Raw genomic sequence first — 19,018 nt, forward strand, 5'->3', positions numbered from 1 at the left:
CCCGGGGCGGCCCCGGGGCGACGGGCCCCGAAAGATGTCATGAGTATCTCCCGATTACGGGCATGACATCTGAGCCGTACGGCGATACCGTCGTGAAGTTGGCTGGAAGTCGTACAGGAGGCCCCGTGAAGGCGGAGAACGAGCAGCGCACGGGTTTGCTCTACGGATTCGGCGCATACGGGATGTGGGGGCTGGTCCCCCTCTTCTGGCCGCTCCTCAAGCCCTCCGGGGCGATCGAGATCCTCGCCCACCGCATGGTGTGGTCCCTGGCCGTGGTCGGTCTGGCGCTGCTCGCGCTGCGCCGCTGGGGCTGGATACGGGAGCTGCTCCGCCAGCCCCGCAAGCTCGGCCTGACCGCGCTGGCCGCCGCGGTGATCAGTGTGAACTGGGGCCTGTACATCTGGGCCGTCAACAACGAGCACGTCGTCGAGGCGAGCCTCGGCTACTTCATCAATCCCCTGGTCAGCATCGCCATCGGCGTGCTGGTGCTCGGTGAGCGGCTGCGCCGGGCGCAGTGGGTGGCGGTCGGCCTCAGCTTCGCGGCCGTGCTGGTGCTCGCCATCGGCTACGGGCGGCCGCCGTGGATCTCGCTGATCCTCGCCTTCTCCTTCGCCACGTACGGGCTGATCAAGAAGAAGCTCAACATGGGCGGCCTGGAGTCGCTGACCGCCGAGACGGCCGTGCTGTTCCTGCCCGCCCTGGGATACGTCCTGTGGCTCGGCGCGCAGGGCCGGTCCACCTTCGCCTCGCACGGTGTCACCCACTCGCTCCTGCTGGCCGCGACCGGGCTGGTCACGGCGATCCCGCTGGTGTTCTTCGGGATGGCCGCGATCCGGGTCCCGCTGTCCACCCTCGGGCTGCTCCAGTACATGGCCCCGGTCTTCCAGTTCGGGCTCGGCGTCCTGTACTTCCACGAGGCCATGCCGCCCGAGCGCTGGGCGGGCTTCTCCCTGGTGTGGGCCGCGCTCGTGATCCTCACCTGGGACGCGCTGCGTACGGCGCGGCGGTCCCGGGTCAGGCTGGAGGCGGCGGCGCCGGCCGCCCTGGCGACGCCGGCCCGCGAGCCCGCGTAACGCCGCCAGAGAGCCCGCGTAGCGCCGCCCGAGAGGCACGCGGCACGGCGCCCCGCGGGGCTCGCGCCGGCAAACCCTTCACACCCTCGATCCCCGGTACGGGCCACCTGTACCGGGGATCGTCCGTTTTCCGAACTGCCCTGACCGAATTGTGGTCTTGACGGACAGTCATACTCTCGCTGAACATCAGGCTCGCACTGACGCACTAACGCTCACCTGCTCTATCGCCACTCGTTCCGTCATATCCCCGCGGAATCCCGGAGCCCCCACATGAGCCTGTCCGTCTCCCGGCGCCTAGCTGCCGTGACCGCGTTCGCGGTCGCCGGCCTGTTCGCCTCCGCCGCCCCCGCCGCACTCGCCGCCCCCACGGCGGTCGCCGCGGCGCCGACACCGCCCGACATACCGCTGGCCAACGTCAAGGCCCATCTGTCGCAGCTCTCGACCATCGCCGCCAGCAACGGCGGCAACCGCGCCCACGGCAGGGCCGGCTACAAGGCCTCGATCGACTACGTGAAGGGCAAGCTCGACGCGGCCGGCTTCACGACCACCCTGCAGACCTTCACCTCCAGCGGCGCCACCGGCTACAACCTGATCGCCGACTGGCCGGGCGGCGACCCGAACTCGGTCCTGATGGCCGGTTCGCACCTGGACTCGGTGACCGCGGGGGCGGGCATCAACGACAACGGCTCCGGCAGCGCGGCCGTCCTGGAAACGGCCCTCGCCGTCTCCCGGGCCGGTCTGCAGCCCACCAAGCACCTGCGCTTCGGCTGGTGGGGCGCGGAGGAGCTGGGCCTGATCGGCTCGAAGTACTACGTCAACAACCTGCCGGCGGCCGAGAAGGCGAAGATCTCCGGCTACCTGAACTTCGACATGATCGGCTCGCCGAACCCGGGCTACTTCGTCTACGACGACGACCCGACGATCGAGCAGACCTTCAAGAACTACTACGCGGGTCTCGGCATCCCGACGGAGATCGAGACCGAGGGCGACGGCCGCTCCGACCACGCCCCCTTCAAGAGCGCGGGCATCCCCGTCGGCGGCCTGTTCTCCGGCGCCGACTACACCAAGACGGCGGCGCAGGCGCAGAAGTGGGGCGGCACCTCCGGTCAGGCCTTCGACCGCTGCTACCACTCCTCCTGCGACAGCCTGACGAACATCAACGACACCGCCCTGGACCGCAACTCCGACGCCGTCGCCTACGCGATCTGGACGCTCGGGGCGGCCACCCCGGTCCCGCCGGGCCAGTCCTTCGAGAACACGGCGGACGTGAACATCCCGGACTCCCCCGCGGCGGCCGTGTCCTCTCCGATCACGGTCTCCGGTGTGACGGGCAACGCGCCCGCGACCACCAAGGTCGACGTGAACATCGTCCACACCTACCGCGGTGACCTGGTGGTCGACCTGGTCGCCCCCGACGGCACCGTCTACAACCTGCACAACCGCAGTGGCGGCAGCGCCGACAACCTCGTCCAGACGTACACCGTCAACGCCTCCAGCGAGGTGGCCAACGGTGTCTGGAACCTCCGGGTCAAGGACACGGCCGCGCAGGACGTCGGCTACGTCAACAGCTGGAAGATCACCTTCTAGGCCGTCTGTCCCGCTGGGTCCGGTTCCCGGCTCAGGCGTCCTCGGCACGAGCGTGCGAGGACGCCTGGAGCGGGCCCTGGATGCGGGCGCGCAGCTCCTCGGCCACGGCCGCGATGTCCGCGCGGCCCAGCTTGGCCGCCTCCACCAGGTCGCCGAGCTCCTCGGGCGAGGGCAGCTGCTTCGCCCCGGCCACCCGCAGGTACGAGCGGGTCGCGGCGGCCGCGTAGAACTCGTTCATCGGGGATTCCAGCGCGGGGCACACCGCGAGGGTGTGCAAAAACGCGGCGGCCCGCCACGCGGTGTCCGGGGCGGGCTGTTCGGGCACGAGGACGAGGTCGTTCTGGTGCCGGGCGACCGCGGCGGCCACCCCGGAGGGATCCCACACGGCGGGATCGGACGGGAGATGGTGGGCCAGAGCCGTCCAGGCCCACTCCATGGTGATCTTCAATTGCCGAACCGCTGCTGGAAGTAGCCCCAGTGGTCGGCGAACTCCTCTATGCCGGAGAGGAAGTTCTTCCGGTCCTCGTCGAGTTCGCGTTCCGTGACCTCGGTGATCAGCGCGGTGACCGTCGTCCCCAGTGCCGCCGCACGTGCCTTCAGGCGTTCGTGGAACTCTTCGTCCAGCCGGATGGTGACGTGTCTCGACATGTCCAACACCGTACAGCGGGTGTGCTGTACGCGGAGCGGGAACGACGCAAGGGTGGGCAGGGACACAGTCCCGGCCCACCCTTGCGGCTGCCCGTCCGGCTGCCGACTACTTGTTGGCGTCGGCCGCCTTGACCAGCGCGTCCTTGGTGACCGCGCCGACGTAGACCTTGCCGTCGTCCGTGATCAGGGCGTTGACCAGGCGGGTCGACAGGACCCGGCCCTCACCGAACTTCCCGGTGACCTTGTCCCCGAGGGAGTCGAGGAACTGCTTGGCCTCCTTCGGGGTGTTCTTGTCGTTCTCCAGGTCCTTGAGGTTCCGGTTCATGCCCGAGTCGATCCGGGCGATGGTCGACCAGCCCTCGCCGAGCACCTTCACGTCGCCCTTGTCGCCCGCGCCGCCGGTCAGACCGCCGAGGCCCGGGAAGGACTCCAGCGCCTTCCAGTGCTCGTCCGCGCCGCCCTTGCCCGCGCCGTCCACGCCCTCGGTCAGCTTGGCGCCCTTGGGCGCGGTGAAGGAGAAGGTGTCCGCGGCCGGCTTGGTGAAGTCGACCTTGGTGAAGCCCGCGTCCACGATCGGCTTGCCGCCCTGGGCGGACAGCAGCTGCACCCGCAGCGGCACGCCGTTCTTGGCGTCCACCGCGATCTGGACCGAGCCGACCGTGGAGCCGGTCTGCTTGGGCTTCAGCACCAGCTGGTAGGCGTCCCGCCCGGCCACCTGCGCGGTGTCGCCCACGCTGACGTCCGTGGTGGGGCCGGCGGCCTTCAGGATCTCCTCGGCCAGCTTCTGCGGGGAGGCGGCCAGGCGGTCGCCGGTCTTGTGCTCCTTGCCGCCGTCCTTGCCCTTGCCCTGGCCGGCCCCGCCGTCCTTCTCGTGGAAGACCTCGTTCGACTTGGAGTCGTAGCCCCACACGTCGTCGCCGTTGTGGATGAGGCTGTACTCGTCCTTGCCGTCGAGGAAGGTCAGCCGCTGGCGGTCCGGGCCGTCGGCCGCGACGCGCAGGGTGTGGCTGCCGTTCGCCAGCTGGGCGACCTTGTCCTCCGGGTTGGCGGAGCCGCCCGCGACGCCGCCGCCGCCGAGCATCCCGCTCGCGATCTTCGGCAGCCCGAGGTCGGTGGTGATCCGGGCGGTGCCGGACAGCTGCTGCACGTCCGAGGCCGCTACCTTCTCGATGAGCTGCTGCGCCGTCACCTTCGGCAGGTCGGGCCCGCCGGCGTTGGCGAAGGCCGGGACCATCGCAACGGTCGCCGCGGCCACGCCCGCCACCGCTACCGGTACGGCGTACCGGGCGGCCTTGCGGGAAGTCTTGGTGTTCGGTGCCATGTCAGTGCCCTGCCCTCTGTGTCGACTGCGGTGACCACCGTGTCGCCGCGCTCACCCGATCTGGTGGGGTTTGATGACTCCATCTGACCAAATCAGCGGCCCCGGGGCGTCAGTCCCCGGACGCAACTCGGCGTACGCCCGTGGGATGACATGGAAAGGCCCCTCCTCCCCCGACCCGTAGGGGTCGCCGGGGCGGAAGGGCCCGTTCCACACGCGTGGCCGTCAGCCGGCGCGGTGCACCACCGCGTCGCAGAGCTCTTCGAGTGCCGACTTGGCGAAGCACTCCGGCAGCGGGGCCAGCATGGCCCGCGCGTCCTCGGCGTACTGGATGGTGTCGCGGCGGGCCCGCTCCAGGGCGGGGTGCGCCCGCAGCCGGGTGAGCACCTCGGCGTGGCGGGCGTCGTCCGTCAGGTCGCCGTCCAGGAGCTGCACGAGCTCCAGGTCCGCCGGGTCGCCGCCCTGGGCCGCCATCTCGCGCAGCCGCAGCACGGGCAGCGTCGGGATGCCCTCGCGCAGGTCGGTGCCCGGGGTCTTGCCGGACTCGTGCGCGTCGGAGGCGATGTCGAGGACGTCGTCGGCGAGCTGGAAGGCGGTGCCGAGCCGCTCGCCGTACTGGGTCAGGATGTCGACGACCGACTCGTCGGCGCCGGACATGAGCGCGCCGAAGCGGCCGGAGACCGCGATCAGCGAGCCGGTCTTGCCGGCGATGACGTCGAGGTAGTGGGCGACGGGGTCGCGGCCGTCGCGCGGACCGGCCGTCTCCAGGATCTGGCCCGTCACCAGCCGCTCGAAGGCCTCGGCCTGGATGCGTACCGCCTCCGGCCCGAGGTCGGCCAGGATGTGCGAGGCGCGGGCGAACAGGAAGTCACCCGTCAGGACGGCCACCGAGTTGCCCCAGCGGGCGTTGGCGCTCTCCACCCCGCGGCGGACGTCCGCCTCGTCCATGACGTCGTCGTGGTAGAGCGTCGCGAGGTGCGTGAGCTCGACCACGACGGCGGACGGCACGATGCCGGGCGCGTAGGGATCACCGAAACGGGAGGCGAGCATCACCAGCAGCGGCCGGAACCGCTTGCCTCCGGCCCTGACCAGGTGCTGTGCGGCCTCGGTGATGAAGGGGACTTCGCTCTTGGTGGCTTCCAGCAGACCCGCCTCGACGGCGGCCAGTCCGGCCTGGACATCGGTCTCAAGAGCCTGGTCCCGCACGCTCAGTCCGAACGGCCCGACGACGGTCACGAGGGGTACTCCTGTCTGCTGACGATCACGCTGACGATCACATGGATTGTCGATGTGTCGCTGCCATCACTCAAGCCAGCGTATCGGGTCTGTTTTCGATCACCGAGAGCGCCTTCCCGGCCACCACCCGCGCACTACCCGATGAGCACCGGTATGTTCTGGATAAGCCGAATCAACCGGAGAATGCGTTTTGCCCAGAACAGCGACCGATATGGACGAGCCCGCGGACCCGGAGGCCGACCGGCCACCGCCTCCGTCCCGCCGGCCTACTGGACCATGGTCCACCTCGTCCCCGTCGCCGGCGGATGGCTCGCCGGACGGACGACGACCGGCGCGACGCGGGCCCGAGGGCCCGAGGGGTACGTCCGAGGCGATTGGCGGCTGAGACCAGATGATCATCCGTACCGACTTCCCGTACGGCACCACCCACGAGGATGTCCGGATCCCGCTTCCCGACGGTGTCGAGCTGTACGCCCGGATCTGGCGCCCGGTGACGGACGAGCCGGTGCCGGCCCTGCTGGAGTACCTCCCGTACCGGCTCACCGACTGGACCGCGCCGCGCGACCAGCAGCGCCACCCCTGGTACGCGGGGCACGGCTACGCCTCCGTACGGGTGGACCTGCGCGGGCACGGCTGCAGCGGGGGCCGGCCGGGCGACGAGTACGACGCCCGCGAGCTGGCCGACGGGGTCGCGGTGGTGGAGTGGCTGGCGGCGCAGCCGTGGTGCACGGGGTCGGTGGGGATCTTCGGGATCTCCTGGGGCGGGTTCAACTCCCTCCAGATCGCCGCGCTGGCCCCGGAGCCGCTGAAGGCGGTCGTGACCGTCTGCTCGACGGACGACCGGTACGACAACGACGTGCACTACATGGGTGGCTCGGTGCTCGCCGTGGACATGCACGCCTGGGCGGCGACCCTGCTGGCCTTCGCCTCCCGCCCCCCGGACCCCCAGTTCGTCGGCGACGACTGGCGCCGGATGTGGCTGGACCGGCTGGAGGCGGTGGAACCGCTCGTCCACACCTGGCTCTCCCACCAGACGCGCGACGCCTACTGGCGCCACGGCAGCGTCTGCGAGGACTACCCGGCCGTCCGCGCGGCCGTGCTCGCGGTCGGCGGCTGGCACGACCCGTACCGGGACACCGTGCTGCGGCTGGTCGAACACCTGCCGTCCGCCCGCGTACGGGGCCTGATCGGGCCCTGGTCGCACCAGTACCCGGACCGCGGCCTGCCGCCGGGACCGGCCATCGGCTTCCTGCAGGAGACCCTGCGCTGGTGGGACCACTGGCTGAAGGGCGCGGACAACGGGGTGATGGAGGAGCCGCTGTTGCGCACCTGGATCAGCGAATCGCACCCGCCCGCGACGGTGTACGAGGAGCTCCCGGGCCGCTGGGTCGGCGAGAAGTCCTGGCCGTCGGCGTCCGTCATCCCCGTCCCGTACGTGTTCCAGGGCGCGCCGGTGGCGGTGGCCTCCCCGCAGCACACCGGGCTGGACGCGGGCCGGTTCTTCCCCTTCGGCAACGACGCCGACCTGCCGCCGGACCAGCGGGAGGAGGACGCGAAGTCGGCCTGCTTCGAGTTCCCGGTGGGGCGCGAGGAGCCGGTGGAGATCCTGGGACGGCCGTCGGTCACCCTGCGGCTGCGGCTCGACGTGCCGTACGGGCAGGTGGTCGCCCGGCTGTGCGACGTGGCACCGGACGGCTCCTCGACGCTGGTCACGCGAGGCGCGCTGAACCTCTCGGCGCGCCGGGGGCGCGACCGGGCACTGCCCTGGCCGGTGGGCGCGTACGAGGACGTCACCTTCGAGCTGAACGGCATCGGGCACGCCTTCGCGCCGGGGCACCGGATCCGGCTCGCCGTGTCCTCCGCGTACTGGCCGTGGATCTGGCCGCGGGCCGGGTCCGAGGCCGGCTGGACCCTGGACCCGGCGGGCAGCGCGCTGACCCTGCCGGTGCGGGCGGGCTCCGCGGCGGACGGCGGAATCGTCTTCGAGGCCCCGGAGCAGGCGGAGCCGCTGGGTGTGGTCGTCCCGGCGACGCTGGACGAACCGCGTCCGGAACGGCTGGTCGTACGGGACGTCGCGCGCGGGACGTGGCGGCTGGAGGTGGACCCGCGGTACGGGGGCACCCGGGTGTACCCGGACGGCCTGGAGTACGAGGAGGACGCGGAGGAGGTGTACGAGATCCAGGACGCGGACGCGCTGTCGGCGCGCACGTTCTCGCGGTGGCGGATCCGGCTCCACCGGCCGGAACTGGGCTGGGACGCGCGGGTGGAGACGCGCTCGGAGATCCGTTGCGACGAGGGCGGCTTCCTGACGTCGAACGAGGTGGTGTGCCGGGAGGGGGACGAGGTGGTCTTCCACCGGACGTGGGAACGCCGGCTGCCGCGCGCGGCGGGCTAGGCCGTCGGTGCGGCGCCGCTTCCGGGGGCTCCGCCCCCGCACCTCCGCGCCTCAAACTCCCCCAGCTACCGCTGGGAGGTGCCCCCCGGCGAGGCTGGTTGTTCCAGCCTCGCCGGAGTTTGAGGCGCGGGTCCGGGCAGAGCCCGGGAAACGGAGGGCGGGGCGGGGAGAGGCTCCGCGCAGCGGCCTCGTGCTAGCCGAACAGCCGCTCCAGCACCACCGCGATACCGTCCGCCTCGTTCGACAGGGTGATCTCGTCGGCGACCGCCACCAGCTCGTGGTGGGAGTTGGCCATCGCCACCCCATGGGCCGCCCACGCGAACATCGGGATGTCGTTCGGCATGTCCCCGAAGGCGATCGTCCCGGACGGGGAGACGCCGAGGACTTCCGCCGCCCGAGCGAGCCCGCTGGCCTTGTCGATGCCCGGCGGCTGGAGTTCCACCGTGTGCTCGCCCGCCATCGTGACGTTCACCAGGTGGCCGACCACCGACCGCGCCACCCGGGTCAGCTCGTCGTCGTCCAGCTCCGGGTGCTGGAGCAGCACCTTGTTGATCGGCGCCGACCACAGGTCGCAGCGCCGCGGGACGCGGACCGTCGGCAGGTGGGGGTGCCACATCCGGTAGCCCGGCCCTATCAGCATCTCCGCGTCCAAGCCCTCCTGGTTGACCGCCGCGTAGACCTCGCCGATCTCCGCCTCGATCTTGCCGAGGGCCACGTCGGCCAGCTCCCGGTCCATGGACACGGAGTGCAGCAGGCGCCCGCGCGCCGCGTCGTACACCTGCGCGCCCTGCCCGCACACCGCGAGCCCTGTGTGGCCGAGCCGGTCCAGGACGTGTCGGACCTGGGGAACGGGGCGTCCGGTGACGATGATGTGCTGGGCGCCGGCCGCGCGCGCCGTCGCGAGCGCCTCGTACGAGCGGGCGGAGACGGTGTCCCCGGCTTGCAGCAGAGTCCCGTCCAGGTCTGTGGCGATCAAGGCATAGGGAAGGGCCGGAGGCGGGGCGGAAGTCACGGCGCCTAGGATACGGACCCCTTTGGACAAGTCCTACAAATAGAACTCGAATCCGGCCTCCCCCGCGTCCCATCCGTCACTTTGAGGCGCTCCAGCGTCGAGCCGGACAGGGGCGGGGCAGGGAAGTGCACAACCCCGACCGTAGGGCCCTCGATCGGCAGCACGCACCAAAAGATCAGATATGACCGGAACTGTGGATACCTGACCACAGCCGTCGTCCCGGGGTGTGTTTCATCTCCGACCGGGTACCCGCGCGTTCCCGCGGGATCCTGAGTAGCGTGTCCCGCACCGTGTCTACCGGGACACCCCCGGACCGCGTCGAAAGCGAGGCAGTACCCCATGCCCCAGCAGAGCCCCCTCGATGTCCCCGAGGGCGACCCGTTCGGGCCGCACAACCTCCCCTACGGCGTCTTCTCGACCGCCGCGGACGACCGGCGGCGGGTCGGCGTGCGCATCGGCGGATTCGTCCTCGACGCGGGGGCGGCCGCGGCCGCGCTCGGCTCACCGTTCGCGGACCTGCTCGGACGGACCTCCCTCAACCCGCTGCTGGGTGCCGGCCACACCGCCTGGCGCGACGTGCGCCGCGCGCTGACCGCCTGGGTGACCGACCCCGGCCACCGCCCGACCGTCGAGCCGCACCTGGTACCGCTCGACGAGGTCACCCTGCACCTGCCGTACGAGGTCGCCGACTACGTCGACTTCTACGCGAGCGAGCACCACGCCACCAACGTCGGCAAGATGTTCCGCCCGGACGGCGACGCGCTGACGCCCAACTGGAAGCACCTCCCCATCGGTTACCACGGCCGCTCCGGCACCATCGTGGTCTCCGGCACCGACGTCGTACGCCCCTCCGGCCAGCGCAAGGCGCCCACCGACCCGGCGCCCGTCTTCGGCCCCTCCGTCAAGCTCGACATCGAGGCCGAGGTCGGCTTCGTCGTCGGCACCCCCTCCGAGCTGGGCCGGCCGGTGGCGCTGGGCGACTTCGAGGAGCACGTCTTCGGACTGTTCCTGCTCAACGACTGGTCGGCGCGCGACATCCAGGCCTGGGAGTACGTGCCGCTCGGCCCGTTCCTCGGCAAGTCCTTCGCCACCTCCGTCTCCGCCTGGGTCACCCCGCTGGAGGCCCTCGACGCGGCCCGGGTCGCCCCGCCCGCCCGGGACTTCCCGCTCCAGCCCTACCTGGACGACGCCGACCTCGACCGCCCCGGCGGCTTCGACCTGCGCATCACCGTCTCCATCAACGGGCAGGAGGTGGCGCAGCCGCCCTTCGCCACCATGTACTGGACGGCCGCGCAGCAGCTCGCCCACATGACCGTCAACGGCGCCTCCCTGCGCACCGGCGACGTCTTCGGCTCCGGCACCGTCAGCGGTCCCGAGGTCGGCCAGCGCGGCTCGCTGCTGGAACTCACCTGGAACGGCCGCGACGCCATCGAGCTCACCGACGGCAAGCGCACCTTCCTGGAGGACGGGGACACCGTCACCCTCACCGCCTGGGCCCCCGGCCCGGACGGCACGCGCGTCGGCCTCGGCGAGGTCACCGGCCGCATCGTGGGATCGCGCTAGTCCAGCGCCGGCGGCAAACACAGTCGGCGGGGTGGCGGATCTTTCCGCCACCCCGCCGAAACCGCAGCTCAGAGCCCTGCGGAAGCGCCGTCAGGTGGCGCAGCACTGCGTCAACACCACCGGCGCCGGGCCGCCGGTACGTTCCCTGCCAGGCCAGCCGCGACTGCGCGCGGACCAGGCTCGCCAGCTCGCCGACCTGCTGCGCCACCAGATCCTGGCGGGCGGCTACCCCGGCGGGGTCCTCCCCCTGGAAGGCGACCCGGAGGTCCGCATCCACGCGATCCGCGCGCTGGTCTCGGTGGACGCCGTCCCGCAGCTGGCCGCGGCCGCCGCGGACGTCCGCAAGGCCGCGGTGCTCGCCCTGCTGGCACCGGGACACCGCGGAGGCACGGGCGGCCCTCGCCACGGCGGTCTCGGACCCGGACGCGGACGTCCGCGCGTACGCGGCCCGCGCCGCCTGACCCTCACGCGGTGTCAGGCGGTGGTGCCGGACCCCCGTTCGGGGGCCTGTGGCGTGCAGGGCCGGCGGGGCGCCGGGATGGTGGACGAAAGCCCGTCGACGGCAGGAGTCCCCATGTCCACCGATGTCCGCAAGGCCGCCCTCGTGATCACCGCCGCCGTGTCGCTGGGCCTGGCCGCCGTGGTCCCGGCGCACGGGGTGGAGGGGCCCGCGCCCGACCCGCGCAACGCCAAGGCCATGCGGGACATGGCGACGGCGATCGCGGTGACGGCGAAGTACGCGGACGAGCGGGCGGCCCTCAAGGACGGGTACGTCCCGCACGGCGAGGAATGCATGACCAACCCGTTCGGGGTGGGCGCCATGGGCTACCACTACGTGAAGCAGGCCAACTGGGGCTCGAAGGACCCCGCCAGGCCGACCGCGCTCCTCTACAGCAAGGACAAGGACCGCAACGGCCGCCGCAAGCTCGAAACGGTGGAGTGGATGTCGACCGACCGGGACCAGGACCTGAAGACGGCCGACGACCGGCCGAGCATGTTCGGACTGCCCTTCGACGGGCCGATGCCCGGCCACTGGGCGGGCATGCCCAAGCACTACGACCTGCACATGTGGGCGTACAAGGAGAACCCGGCCGGCCGCTTCCACAACTGGAACCCGGCGCTGACCTGCCCCAAGAAGGCCCCCACCCCGGGCAAACCGGCCGCCGCCCACCCGCACGGCCACTAGGCCGTCGCCTGTGCGATCGGCACCGCCCGAAGAGGCAGCCCCACGCAACGGCGAAGGGCCCGGCTTCCCCGAGGGGAGCCGGGCCCTTCGTCCAGGCCGGACCGGATCAGCGGACGAAGGTGCTCGCCTGCCCCGCCAGGTCCAGGAAGTACTGCGGGGCGAGGCCCAGGATCAGGGTGACGGCGACGCCCACCGCGATGGTGGTCATCGTCAGCGGCGAGGGGACCGCCACCGTCGGGCCGTCGGCCTTCGGCTCGCTGAAGAACATCAGGACGATCACCCGGATGTAGAAGAACGCGGCGATCGCGGACGAGATGACACCGATCACGACCAGCACCCCGGCGCCGCTCTCCGCCGCCGCACTGAACACGGCGAACTTGCCCGTGAAGCCGGAGGTCAGCGGGATGCCCGCGAAGGCGAGCAGGAACACCGCGAAGACGGCCGCCGTCAGGGGCGAACGCCGGCCCAGGCCGGCCCACTTGGACAGGTGCGTGGCCTCGCCGCCCGCGTCGCGCACCAGCGTGACCACCGCGAAGGCGCCGATCGTCACGAAGGAGTAGGCGCCCAGGTAGAAGAGGACGGACTGGACGCCCTGCGCCGAGGTCGCGATCACACCGGCCAGGATGAAGCCCGCGTGCGCGATCGAGGAGTAGGCGAGCAGCCGCTTGACGTCCGTCTGGGTCACGGCGATCACCGCGCCCGCCAGCATGGTGACGATGGCCACCGCCCACATCACCGGACGCCAGTCCCAGCGCAGCCCCGGCAGGACCACGTAGAGGAGGCGCAGGAGGGCGCCGAAGGCGGCCACCTTGGTCGCCGCCGCCATGAAGCCGGTGACCGGGGTCGGGGCGCCCTGGTAGACGTCCGGGGTCCACATGTGGAAGGGGACCGCGCCGACCTTGAAGAGCAGGCCCGTCATGATCAGCGCGCCGCCGGTCAGCAGCAGCGCGTCGTTGCCCATGGTGGAGGCCAGCGCCGGGTCGATCTTCGCGACCGTGCCGTCGACCACGTCGGCGATCGCCGCGTACGAGACCGAGCCGGCGTACCCGTAGAGCAGCGCGATGCCGAAGAGGAGGAAGGCGGAGGAGAAGGCGCCCAGGAGGAAGTACTTCACCGCGGCCTCCTGCGACATCAGCCGCTGGCGGCGGGCGACGGCGCAGAGCAGGTACAGCGGGAGGGAGAACACCTCAAGGGCGATGAACAGCGTCAGCAGGTCGTTGGCCGCCGGGAAGATCAGCATGCCGGCGATCGCGAACAGGGCCAGCGGGAAGACCTCGGTGGTGGTGAAGCCCGCCTTGACGGCGGCCTTCTCGCTGTCGCTGCCCGGTACGGACGCCGCCTGGGCGGCGAAGGAATCCACCCGGTTGCCGTGCGCCGCGGGGTCCAGGCGCCGCTCGGCGAAGGTGAAGACCGCCACGACCGAGGCCAGCAGGATGGTGCCCTGCAGGAAGAGTGCCGGGCCGTCCACGGCGATGGCGCCCATCGCGGCGATGTGGGCCTTGCCGGAGCCGTACCCGCCGGCCGCGAGGCCGACGACCGCGGCGAAGGCCGAGGCCAGCGCGGCGACGGTGAGGAACACCTGTACGTAGTAACGGGACTTGCGGGGCACGAAGGCCTCGACCAGGATCCCGAGCACCGCCGCACCCACCACGATCAGCGTGGGCGCGAGCTGTGCGTACTCGATGGTCGGTGCCGGGATCCGGTCGGCCGGTGCCTCGGCCGCCAGTGTCCACAGGCTGTGGGCGGAAGTCAGCGTGCTCACTTCGCCACCTCCCCATTCTTGGCGTGCTCGGCCTCAACGGCGATCTCGGGCTGCGGGTCCGTCTGCTTCACGTCCGACATGGTGTGCTCCACCGCCGGGTTGACGATGTCGGTGAGGACCTTCGGGTAGACGCCCAGCCCGATCAGCAGGGCGATCAGCGGGGCGACCACCAGCACCTCCCGCAGGCGCAGGTCCGGCATGGTGCGGACCTCCTCCTTCACGGGACCGGTCATCGTGCGCTGGTAGAGGACCAGCGTGTAGAGGGCGGCGAGCACGATGCCGGTGGTGGCGATGATGCCGACGACCGGGTACCGGGCGAACGTGCCGACCAGGACCAGGAATTCGCTGACGAAGGGCGCCAGGCCCGGCAGCGAGAGGGTGGCGAGGCCGCCGATCAGGAAGGTGCCGGCGAGGACCGGGGCCACCTTCTGGACGCCGCCGTAGTCGGCGATGAGCCGCGAGCCGCGCCGCGAGATCAGGAAGCCGGCCACCAGCATCAGTGCCGCCGTCGACAGGCCGTGGTTGACCATGTAGAGGGTGGCGCCGGACTGGCCCTGGGAGGTCATCGCGAAGATGCCCAGGATGATGAAGCCGAAGTGCGAGATCGAGGCGTAGGCGACCAGCCGCTTGATGTCCCGCTGGCCGACCGCGACCAGCGCGCCGTAGACGATGCTGATCAGGGCCAGCACCAGGATCGCCGGCGTGGCCCACTTGCTGGCGTCGGGGAAGAGCCCGAGGCAGAAGCGGAGCATCGCGAAGGTGCCGACCTTGTCGACGACCGCGGTGATCAGTACGGCGACGGGAGCGGTGGACTCGCCCATCGCGTTCGGCAGCCAGGTGTGCAGCGGCCACAGCGGGGCCTTGATCGCGAAGGCGAAGAAGAACCCGAGGAACAGCAGCCGCTCGGTGTTGGCCGACATGTCGAGCGTGCCCGCGGCCCGGGCGGCGGTGATCTCCTGGAGGGAGAAGTTCCCGGCGACCACGTAGAGGCCGATGACGGCCGCCAGCATGATCAGGCCGCCGACCAGGTTGTAGAGGAGGAACTTGACCGCCGCGTACGAGCGCTGCGTGGCCGCGTTCTCCTCGGAGCCGCCCGCCGCGGCAGCGGCTGATCGGGAGGAAGTGGCACGGTCCCCGAAGCCGCCGATGAGGAAGTACATCGGGATGAGCATGGCTTCGAAGAAGATGTAGAAGAGGAAGACGTCGGTGGCCTCGAAGGAGATGATCACCATCGCCTCGACCATCAGGATCAGGGCGAAGAAGCCCTGGGTAGGCCGCCAGCGCTGGCTCTTCGTCTCCAACGGGTCGGCGTCATGCCAGCCTGCAAGGATGATGAACGGCATCAGAACCGCGGTGAGCCCGATGAGCACCACCCCGATCCCGTCCACGCCCAGCTCGTAGCGGACGCCGAAGTCGGCGATCCAGGACCGGGATTCGGTGAGCTGGTAGCGGTCACCGCTCGGGTCGAAGCGGACCGCGACGAGCACGGCCAGGGCCAGTGTCGCCAGCGAGAAGAGCAGCGCGAGCCACTTGGCGGCGGTCCTGCGGGCGGCCGGTACGGCCGCCGTCAGGATCGCGCCGACCGCGGGGACCGCGGCCGTCACCGTCAGAAGCGGGAAACTCATTTCACACCGCCCTCATCAGCAGGGTCGCGGCGATCAGAACCACCGTGCCCCCGAACATCGAGACCGCGTAGCTGCGGGCGTAGCCGTTCTGCAGCTTGCGCAGGCGGCCCGAGAGCCCGCCGACCGAGGCGGCCGTCCCGTTGACCACCCCGTCGACCACGCTGTGGTCGAGGTACACGAGCGAGCGGGTCAGGTGCTCCCCGCCGCGCACCAGCACGACGTGGTTGAAGTCGTCCTGGTAGAGGTCCTTGCGAGCCGCCCGGGTGAGGAACGAGCCGCGCGGGGCGACGACCGGGACGGGCCGCTTGCCGTACATCGCCCAGGCGATGCCGACTCCGACGAGGAGCATCACCATGGTGGCCGCGGTGACGGTCATGGCGCTGACCGGCGGGTTGCCGTGCGAGTAGCCCGTGACGGGCTCCAGCCACTTCAGGAACCGCTCGCCGATCTCGAAGAAGGCTCCGGCGAAGACCGACCCGAAGGCCAGGATGACCATCGGGATGGTCATGGACTTCGGGGACTCGTGCGGGTGCGGCTCGTGGCCGGCTTCGTCCGGCTGCCAGCGCTTCTCGCCGAAGAAGGTGAGGAGCATGACGCGGGTCATGTAGAAGGCGGTGATGCCGGCGCCCAGCAGGGTGACCCCGCCGAGGATCCAGCCCTCGGTGCCGCCCTTCGCGAAGGCCGCCTCGATGATCATGTCCTTGGAGAAGAAGCCGGACAGACCCGGGAAGCCGATGATGGCCAGGTATCCGAGGCCGAAGGTGACGAAGGTGACCGGCATGTACTTCCGCAGGCCCCCGTACCTGCGCATGTCGACCTCGTCGTTCATCCCGTGCATCACGGAACCCGCGCCGAGGAAGAGACCCGCCTTGAAGAAGCCGTGCGTCACCAGGTGCATGATCGCGAAGACGTAGCCGATCGGGCCGAGGCCCGCGGCGAGGATCATGTAGCCGATCTGCGACATCGTCGAGCCCGCCAGGGCCTTCTTGATGTCGTCCTTCGCGCAACCGACGATCGCACCGAAGAGGAGCGTGACCGCGCCCACGACGGTGACCACCAGCTGGGCGTCGGGCGCCCCGTTGAAGACGGCGGCCGAGCGGACGATCAGGTACACGCCCGCCGTCACCATGGTGGCCGCGTGGATCAGGGCCGAGACCGGGGTCGGGCCCTCCATCGCGTCACCGAGCCAGGACTGCAGCGGGACCTGCGCCGACTTGCCGCAGGCGGCCAGCAGGAGCATCAGGCCGATCGCCGTCAGCGTGCCCTCGGAGGTCTTGCCCACGGAGTCGAACACCGGCTCGAAGGCGAAGGTGCCGAAGGTGGTGAACATCAGCATGATCGCGATCGACAGGCCCATGTCGCCGACGCGGTTGACCAGGAAGGCCTTCTTCGCGGCGGTGGCCGCGCTGGGCTTGTGCTGCCAGAAGCCGATCAGGAGGTACGAGGCGAGGCCCACGCCCTCCCAGCCGAAGTACAGCAGCAGGTAGTTGTCGGCGAGGACCAGGAGCAGCATCGCCGCGACGAACAGGTTCAGGTAGCCGAAGAAGCGGCGGCGGCGCTCGTCGTGCTCCATGTACCCGATCGAGTACACGTGGATGAGCGTGCCCACCCCGGAGATCAGCAGGACGAAGGTCATCGACAGCTGGTCCAGCTGGAAGGCCATGTCCGCCTGGAAGCCCTCGACGGGGATCCAGGTGTACAGGTTCTGCGTCAGGGTCCGGTCCTCGGCCGTGCGCCCCAGCATGTCGGCGAACAGTACGACGCCGATCCCGAAGGAGACGGCCGCGAGCAGGGTGCCGATCCAGTGACCGACCTTGTCGAGGCGCCGGCCGCCGCAGAGCAGCACCACCGCTCCGAGCAGGGGCGCCGCGATCAGCAGCGCAATCAGGTTCTCCACAGCGACCCCTTACAGCTTCATCAGGCTGGCGTCGTCGACCGAGGCCGAGTGGCGGGTACGGAACAGCGACACGATGATCGCCAGGCCGACCACGACCTCCGCGGCGGCGACGACCATCGTGAAGAACGCGATGATCTGGCCGTCGAGGTTGCCGTGCATCCGGGAGAACGCGACGAAGGCGAGGTTGCAGGCGTTGAGCATCAGCTCGACGCACATGAACAGCACGATCGCGTTCTTGCGGATCAGGACCCCGGTGGCACCGATCGTGAACAGCAGGGCCGCCAGGTACAGGTAGTTGACCGGATTCACTTCGAGGCCTCCTCACGGCCGAGGCGCTCCGAGGAGGCCTGCTCCAGTGCCTTGAGGTCGTCGATGGCCTGGCTGGAGACGTCCCGGATCTGGCCCCGGGCGCGCAGCGTCCGGTTGACGGTCAGCTCGGACGGGGTGCCGTCCGGCAGCAGACCGGCGACGTCCACCGCGTTGTGCCGGGCGTAGACGCCCGGCGCGGGCAGCGGCGGGAGCTGGACGCCCTCGCGGACCCGCTTCTCGGCGAGTTCGCGCTGGGTGGCGGCCCGTTCGGTGCGCTCGCGGTGGGTGAGCACCATCGCGCCGACGGACGCGGTGATCAGCAGCGCGCCGGTGATCTCGAAGGCGAAGACGTACTTGGTGAAGATCAGCTGCGCCAGGCCCTCGATGTGCCCGCCGGAGTTGACCCGGCCGAGTCCGTTGAAGTGGGTGAGCCCGGCGTTGGCGATGCCGCCGATCAGCAGGGTGCCGAAGCCGAGCCCGCACAGGACGGCCAGCCAGCGCTGTCCCTTGATGGTCTCCTTCAGGGAGTCGGCGGCGGTGACGCCGACGAGCATGACCACGAAGAGGAAGAGCATCATGATCGCGCCGGTGTAGACGATGACCTGGACGACGCCCAGGAAGTACGCCCCGTTGGCGAGGTAGAAGACGGCCAGGATGATCATCGTCCCGGCCAGGCTGAGTGCGCTGTGCACGGCCTTCTTCATCAGGATCGTGGCCAGTGCGCCGATGACGGCGACCGTGCCGAGGATCCAGAACTGGATCGCCTCGCCCGTGGAGGTCATGGAGGCGGCGGAGGCGGCGATGGCACTCATCCGTCCACCTCCGCGGACTGCCCGTTCTCCGGGGCGGCTTCGCCCTTGGAGACGGCGACCTGCCGGACGGTGCCCGGGGCGGCCCCGGTCACCAGACCTCGGTAGTAGTCCGTGTCGTCCGCGCCGGGGAAGATCGAGTGCGGTGCCTCGACCATGCCCTCGGTCAGACCGGCCAGCAGCTGCTCCTTGGTGTAGATGAGCGATTCGCGGCTGGAGTCGGCCAGTTCGAACTCGTTCGTCATGGTCAGCGCCCTCGTCGGGCACGCCTCCACGCACAGCCCGCACAGGATGCAGCGGGCGTAGTTGATCTGGTAGACGGCGCCGTACCGCTCACCCGGGGAGTAGCGCTCCTCCTCGGTGTTGTCCGCGCCCTCCACGTAGATCGCGTCGGCGGGACAGGCCCAGGCACACAGCTCGCACCCGATGCACTTCTCCAGACCGTCGGGGTGCCGGTTGAGCTGATGCCGTCCGTGGAAGCGCGGTGCTGTGGTCTTCTGCTGCTCCGGGTACTGCTCGGTGAGGCGCTTCTTGAACATGGCCTTGAAGGTCACGCCGAAGCCCGCCACCGGGTTCTGCCACTTCTCGTCGGACATCT

At 70.5% G+C, this 19,018-nt stretch carries 16 protein-coding genes; 5 read left to right on the plus strand and 11 right to left on the minus strand.

Annotated features, from left to right (window positions below; all coding sequences use genetic code 11):
- Positions 1-125: 125 nt before the first annotated feature.
- Both rarD and ACZ4YL_RS18700 read left to right on the plus strand, forming a co-directional pair.
- Complete coding sequence (rarD, locus tag ACZ4YL_RS18695) at positions 126-1,073, plus strand: EamA family transporter RarD (protein WP_468117614.1); 948 nt, start codon at positions 126-128, stop codon at positions 1,071-1,073.
- 270 nt (positions 1,074-1,343) lie between these two features.
- Positions 1,344-2,660 (plus strand): M28 family metallopeptidase, encoded by a 1,317-nt coding sequence (locus ACZ4YL_RS18700; protein ID WP_468117616.1) that lies wholly within the window; start codon positions 1,344-1,346, stop codon positions 2,658-2,660.
- 31 nt (positions 2,661-2,691) lie between these two features.
- Here the strand turns inward: ACZ4YL_RS18700 and ACZ4YL_RS18705 are convergent, their stop codons facing one another.
- From ACZ4YL_RS18705 to ACZ4YL_RS18720, 4 genes are all read right to left on the minus strand, one after another.
- Complete coding sequence (locus ACZ4YL_RS18705) at positions 2,692-3,108, minus strand: hypothetical protein (protein WP_468117617.1); 417 nt, start codon at positions 3,106-3,108, stop codon at positions 2,692-2,694.
- Positions 3,105-3,308 (minus strand): ribbon-helix-helix domain-containing protein, encoded by a 204-nt coding sequence (locus tag ACZ4YL_RS18710; RefSeq protein WP_223835884.1) that lies wholly within the window; start codon positions 3,306-3,308, stop codon positions 3,105-3,107. The genes ACZ4YL_RS18705 and ACZ4YL_RS18710 overlap by 4 nt, the downstream gene beginning before the upstream one ends.
- Positions 3,309-3,414: 106 nt before the next feature.
- Entirely contained in the window at positions 3,415-4,629 is a 1,215-nt protein-coding gene (locus ACZ4YL_RS18715; protein ID WP_468117618.1) for a LolA family protein, read from the minus strand.
- Between the two features lie 222 nt (positions 4,630-4,851).
- A complete protein-coding gene (locus tag ACZ4YL_RS18720) occupies positions 4,852-5,862 on the minus strand; it encodes a polyprenyl synthetase family protein (RefSeq protein WP_189733448.1) in 1,011 nt (336 codons plus the stop codon).
- Between the two features lie 391 nt (positions 5,863-6,253).
- On the opposite strand from ACZ4YL_RS18720, the gene ACZ4YL_RS18725 reads away from it, so the two are divergent.
- Positions 6,254-8,257 (plus strand): CocE/NonD family hydrolase, encoded by a 2,004-nt coding sequence (locus ACZ4YL_RS18725; RefSeq protein ID WP_468117620.1) that lies wholly within the window; start codon positions 6,254-6,256, stop codon positions 8,255-8,257.
- Between the two features lie 193 nt (positions 8,258-8,450).
- Here the strand turns inward: ACZ4YL_RS18725 and ACZ4YL_RS18730 are convergent, their stop codons facing one another.
- Positions 8,451-9,269 (minus strand): HAD family hydrolase, encoded by an 819-nt coding sequence (locus tag ACZ4YL_RS18730; RefSeq protein ID WP_468117622.1) that lies wholly within the window; start codon positions 9,267-9,269, stop codon positions 8,451-8,453.
- A 339-nt stretch (positions 9,270-9,608) separates the two neighbouring features.
- On the opposite strand from ACZ4YL_RS18730, the gene fahA reads away from it, so the two are divergent.
- Together fahA and ACZ4YL_RS18740 are read left to right on the plus strand one after the other, a co-directional pair.
- The gene (gene fahA, locus ACZ4YL_RS18735; protein WP_468117624.1) at positions 9,609-10,832 is read left to right on the plus strand and encodes a fumarylacetoacetase; all 1,224 of its coding nucleotides are present in this window, start codon (positions 9,609-9,611) and stop codon (positions 10,830-10,832) included.
- Between the two features lie 31 nt (positions 10,833-10,863).
- Positions 10,864-12,018 (plus strand): hypothetical protein, encoded by a 1,155-nt coding sequence (locus tag ACZ4YL_RS18740; protein ID WP_468117626.1) that lies wholly within the window; start codon positions 10,864-10,866, stop codon positions 12,016-12,018.
- Positions 12,019-12,124: 106 nt separating this feature from the next.
- On the opposite strand, the gene nuoN is transcribed toward ACZ4YL_RS18740, so the two are convergent.
- The 6 genes from nuoN to nuoI are packed head-to-tail and all read right to left on the minus strand — an operon-like array spanning position 12,125 to position 19,016.
- A complete protein-coding gene (gene nuoN / locus ACZ4YL_RS18745) occupies positions 12,125-13,771 on the minus strand; it encodes an NADH-quinone oxidoreductase subunit NuoN (protein WP_468117743.1) in 1,647 nt (548 codons plus the stop codon).
- 5 nt (positions 13,772-13,776) lie between these two features.
- Complete coding sequence (locus tag ACZ4YL_RS18750) at positions 13,777-15,405, minus strand: NADH-quinone oxidoreductase subunit M (protein ID WP_468117627.1); 1,629 nt, start codon at positions 15,403-15,405, stop codon at positions 13,777-13,779.
- A 1-nt stretch (position 15,406) separates the two neighbouring features.
- Positions 15,407-17,302 carry an NADH-quinone oxidoreductase subunit L gene (gene nuoL, locus ACZ4YL_RS18755; protein WP_468117629.1) on the minus strand — a complete coding sequence of 632 codons (1,896 nt, stop codon included), beginning with the start codon at positions 17,300-17,302 and terminating at the stop codon, positions 15,407-15,409.
- A gap of 9 nt (positions 17,303-17,311) precedes the next feature.
- Positions 17,312-17,611 (minus strand): NADH-quinone oxidoreductase subunit NuoK, encoded by a 300-nt coding sequence (gene nuoK, locus ACZ4YL_RS18760; protein ID WP_030653455.1) that lies wholly within the window; start codon positions 17,609-17,611, stop codon positions 17,312-17,314.
- The gene (locus tag ACZ4YL_RS18765) at positions 17,608-18,423 is read right to left on the minus strand and encodes an NADH-quinone oxidoreductase subunit J (RefSeq protein WP_468117631.1); all 816 of its coding nucleotides are present in this window, start codon (positions 18,421-18,423) and stop codon (positions 17,608-17,610) included. The genes nuoK and ACZ4YL_RS18765 overlap by 4 nt, the downstream gene beginning before the upstream one ends.
- Positions 18,420-19,016 (minus strand): NADH-quinone oxidoreductase subunit NuoI, encoded by a 597-nt coding sequence (gene nuoI, locus ACZ4YL_RS18770; protein WP_468117633.1) that lies wholly within the window; start codon positions 19,014-19,016, stop codon positions 18,420-18,422. Before nuoI ends, ACZ4YL_RS18765 begins: the two co-directional genes overlap by 4 nt.
- Between the last annotated feature and the right edge of the window lie 2 nt (positions 19,017-19,018).

This window comes from Streptomyces sp. NPDC030021, assembly GCF_055574035.1.